This is a genomic window from Paenibacillus cisolokensis (genome assembly GCF_018403665.1).
In the GTDB taxonomy this organism is placed as follows: domain Bacteria; phylum Bacillota; class Bacilli; order Paenibacillales; family Paenibacillaceae; genus Paenibacillus_AH; species Paenibacillus_AH cisolokensis.
Window position 1 is genome coordinate 1 of the sequence record NZ_BOVJ01000190.1, and the last position, 3,808, is coordinate 3,808.

4 protein-coding genes are annotated in these 3,808 nt (G+C 56.9%); all 4 read right to left on the reverse strand.

From position 1 onward, the window contains the following. Positions 1-283 precede the first annotated feature (283 nt). Positions 284-1,549, reverse strand: a complete 1,266-nt coding sequence (locus PACILC2_RS22990) for an extracellular solute-binding protein (RefSeq protein WP_213531100.1) — start codon at positions 1,547-1,549, stop codon at positions 284-286. Further along, on the reverse strand, positions 1,504-1,770 hold the full coding sequence (locus PACILC2_RS22995; RefSeq protein WP_213531102.1) for a hypothetical protein: 267 nt from the start codon (positions 1,768-1,770) through the stop codon (positions 1,504-1,506). Before PACILC2_RS22995 ends, PACILC2_RS22990 begins: the two co-directional genes overlap by 46 nt. An 88-nt stretch (positions 1,771-1,858) precedes the next feature. Beyond that, positions 1,859-3,619: a cache domain-containing sensor histidine kinase gene (locus PACILC2_RS23000; RefSeq protein ID WP_213531104.1), complete on the reverse strand. Its 1,761-nt coding sequence runs from the start codon at positions 3,617-3,619 to the stop codon at positions 1,859-1,861. A 26-nt stretch (positions 3,620-3,645) separates the two neighbouring features. Beyond that, a complete protein-coding gene (locus PACILC2_RS23005; RefSeq protein ID WP_280515382.1) occupies positions 3,646-3,804 on the reverse strand; it encodes a helix-turn-helix domain-containing protein in 159 nt (52 codons plus the stop codon). Between the last annotated feature and the right edge of the window lie 4 nt (positions 3,805-3,808).

Here is a 3,808-nt window from a genome sequence, read left to right on the forward strand (position 1 = left end):
TTTGTACCGCAGTCATCTATTCGGGCCAAAATTCCTGCACTTTCGCAGGATTTTCGCCAATGCAATCTGCCGGGAGACGGGGGCGCTGAAGACGGGGCGCACCGACGGACCGGAGATGATTAGACGAAAGATGAGGCGCACCGACGGGTCGGCGACGATTAGAGGGATGTCGGGGGCACACCGACGGACAAGCGACGATTAGACGGAAGACGCGGACAGTTAGACAGGCAAATAGGAAGTGAGTAAAAATCCGGGCAGAGGCTCTGCCCGGATTGTCCGTTCATCATTTCGACTGCTCGTACCAGGCCGACAATTCCGTCAGCATGTCCGAACCGCCGTCGGCTTTCCAGCTCTCCACAAATTTGTCGTAGTTGTCGAGCGATTCCGCTCCGGCAATGATCTTGATGACGTAGTCGTTCTCCGCTTTCGTCAGCTTCTGCAGGTTGTTCGCGACGACCGGAAGCGGAGGCGCGAGCAGTGTCGGGTCGCTGCGCGAAACCGAAAGCTGGGTTTGAATGTCTTCGAAGGTGGCGTACAGCACCGGATCTTTCCGCACCCTCAGCAGCCACTGTTCTTCATAATCGGCGGAAACGGTGCCGGTCATGAACCAGTCCGCGCTGCCGCGCTCGTCGTTGAAGGCGGGCAAAATCGGGAACAATTCGCCGTTTTCCACTTTGTGGTGCACGCCCTCTTCGCCGATGGCCAGGTTTTTGAACAGTTCTTTTTCCAGTTTGGCATTGATATATTTAATCGCTTCTTCCTTGTTTTTGGACGCTTTCGGAACGGCGATATACCAGCTGACGCCGCCGCCCTGCACCCAGTTGCCGACTTTGCCGTCCGGACCGGTGAGCGATTTGATCAGCGTAATTTTCGCGTCGGGGAAGTTTTTATGCAGCGCGGTGGTGACCGCCGACGCGACGCCCCAGCCGTAGGTCGTGACGCCCGCTTTGCCCGTCGTAAATTTCTGCTGCACCGTTTCCGACTTGTTGACCGGCCACTCCGGATCGATCAGCCCTTCCTGGTACAGCTTGTTCATGAACGCCAAATATTGCTTCATGCCTTCGCTTTCCAGGCGGTGAATCAGCTTCCCGTTCTCGACTTCGAACGTCGTCACCACGCCGAACGCGCCGGAGATTTCCGGAATGATGCTTTCGAAGCCGGTGAGCGGCACAATGCCTTTCTTCTCCTTGATCGCAACGAGCAGGTTGTAAAACTCGTCGATTGTCGTCGGCACTTCCAGGTTCAGCTCATCCAGCAGATCCTGACGGATAGCCAGCGAGCTGCCGACGAAGCCGCGCGGATGCTTCTCCGGAATACCGTAAATTTGTCCGTCCACCATCGCGTTGTCGAAATACTCCTGAGGCACCGAAGACTTGATATTCGGCCCGTACTGCTCGATCAGTTCGCCGAGCGGCTCAAGCGCGCCCTGCACCGCCAGACGGTTGTACTGCGAACCCGACAGCTTCAAAATGTCGTACGGCTCGTTGTTCGCCATCAGCAGGTTCAGCTTATCGTCCGGGTTTTCCAACGGAAGCGTTTCGTACTCCACTTTATAGCCCGTTTTTCCTCCAGCATGGCGGCCACCGGGTCCTGGTTCGGGTCGAAGTTGCGCTGGAAGCCGAGCTGTCTCAGCACCGGCTTTTCCGCCGCCGCGCCGCCTCCTCCGGACTCGCCGCCGCTTGCGCCGTCGCCGGCTTTATCGCCGCCGCAGGCGGCCAACATTGCGGTCATGACGATCAGGATGATGCCGATTAACAATCTCTGTTTCATCGTACTGGATGCCCCCTCGTTTATTAAAATTGAAAGTGTTTTCTTGATGAAGACAGTCTAACATGCGGACGAATTGCTGTATTTGTCGTCAGATGCTCGGTTGGTTGCGCTTATTTGCTTCCCGGTACAGCTGCTCGTCCGGCCGAACGTCCCGGTCCGTCGCCGGAATGCGTATCCGTACCCGGGTTCCTTCCGGGTCCGCCCGTTCGAACGACACGGCGGCCTCTTCGCCGAAATAGAGCGCCAGTTTTTCCTTGACGTTCTTGATTCCGTACCCCGCCCCGGACGAATCGTCGGCCAGCCTCCGCATTTGCTCTTCCGTCATGCCTACGCCGTTGTCTTCCACGGTAAATTCGATGACATCGCCATGCATCCGGCACCGGACCGCGATCTCGCCCGACTTGCCGAGCTTCTCCCGTATGCCGTGCAGCACCGCGTTTTCCACGATCGGCTGCAGCACCAGCTTGACCGTTTTGAACGCGAGAGCCTCGGGACTGGCATCGATCGTATAGCGGATATTGCCGCCGAACCGGCGATTCTGGATGTCCAGATAGGTCCGGACATGTTCCAGCTCGTCGGCGATCGGAATAATATCGCGGCCCTGGCTTAAGCTGATGCGGAAGAAGCTCGACAGTTGAACGGCAACCTCGCTAATTTCCCGCGCGCCCCTCTCCATCGCCATCCAGTGGATCAGATCCAGCGTATTGTAAAGAAAATGCGGGTTGATCTGCGCCTGCAGCGCCTGTAGCTCCGCCGCTTTCTTCTGCGTCTCCGTCTTGTACTTCTCCTGAATCATAACCCGGATATTTTCGCTCATCTGGTTCAGATGAGACTGCAGCACACCGATCTCGTCATGGGTCGTGACATCGGTTTGCGAATCCCAGTTTTCGGACTCGATCATCTTGATTTGCTGCAGCAGCAGCTTGATCCGGCGCGTCAATCCGTGCGAGAAAGCGACCGCCGCCAAAATCCCGACGACGATGACGACGGACAGCACAAGATACAGCTCGTTCGACCATTGACGCACCTCCGCGTAGATTTCGCTCTTCGGGATATGGGCGATCAGCTTCCAGCTTGTTCCGTCTATCGGCTTTTCGATGACGATATGCGAATCGAGGTCGACAAGAGGCACGACCGTTCCGTTCCCGGCCTCGTCGGTGCTCGATATAATCCGATTCGTCCGGTCCGCCAGATACACTTTGCCGGTTGTCGTATTTTGCGTCTCCTCAATGATTTGCCGGAACGTCTCCTCCAAAATTTCCAGCGACAGAACGCCCATCACCTCTCCGGTAAACTGTTCCGTACGCATCGGACGAACGCAGGAGATAATATTTCGCTTCGCGCCGGTCCGGCCGTATTCGTCTTCATAAGGCGACCGGCAGTAGATGCCGTCCGAATTGTGCAGCATCTCCCCGTACCACGGCTCGTTCCGGACGGTGCCGAGCGCGAAGATCGTGCTCTTCTCCCGCGCATAAATATTCGTCGAATCGACATAGAGTCGAATCCGGTATATTTCGCGGCCGCTCTGGACCGAGTTCAGGATATTCAAAATTTTGTTGTAATCGTCGATCTGGTCGCCGAGCCGAAGACCGTATCGGCCCCGGTTCAAAATATCGTTCAGCTCGTCGTGCATGAACAGCATGCTCGATACGTCCTTGATATTGTTCAGCTTGTAGGACAGAAACGAGTACGCCTGATTGATCGCCTGCTCCGTCGATTGCTCCACCCGGCGCTCCATGCTCTCTACCGTGTTGCGGTAGACGATGGCCGATACCGCCCCGGCCGAAATGGCGATAAGGGCCAGAAAGGCGAACAGCAGCTTGGTCTGAATGCGGAGCTGCGACAGCATCCGGCGGATGACCGCCCCGAGGCGCATCATTCTTCCGGAAGCGCATTCCGGTATTGCGACGGAATGACGCCGGTCAGTTTGCGGAACACTTTCGCGAAATAGTTGGCATCCTGATAGCCGACCATCGACGACACTTCGTACAGCTTGAGACGCCGGTCGCGGAGCAGCCGCTTGGCCTGCTCGATCCGG

Excerpts from the sequence above, each read along its gene's own strand:
- PACILC2_RS23000 (WP_213531104.1), bottom strand. The coding sequence starts at position 3,619 with ATGCTGTCGCAGCTCCGCATTCAGACCAAGCTGCTGTTCGCCTTTCTG.
- PACILC2_RS22995 (WP_213531102.1), bottom strand. The coding sequence starts at position 1,770 with ATGAAACAGAGATTGTTAATCGGCATCATCCTGATCGTCATGACCGCA.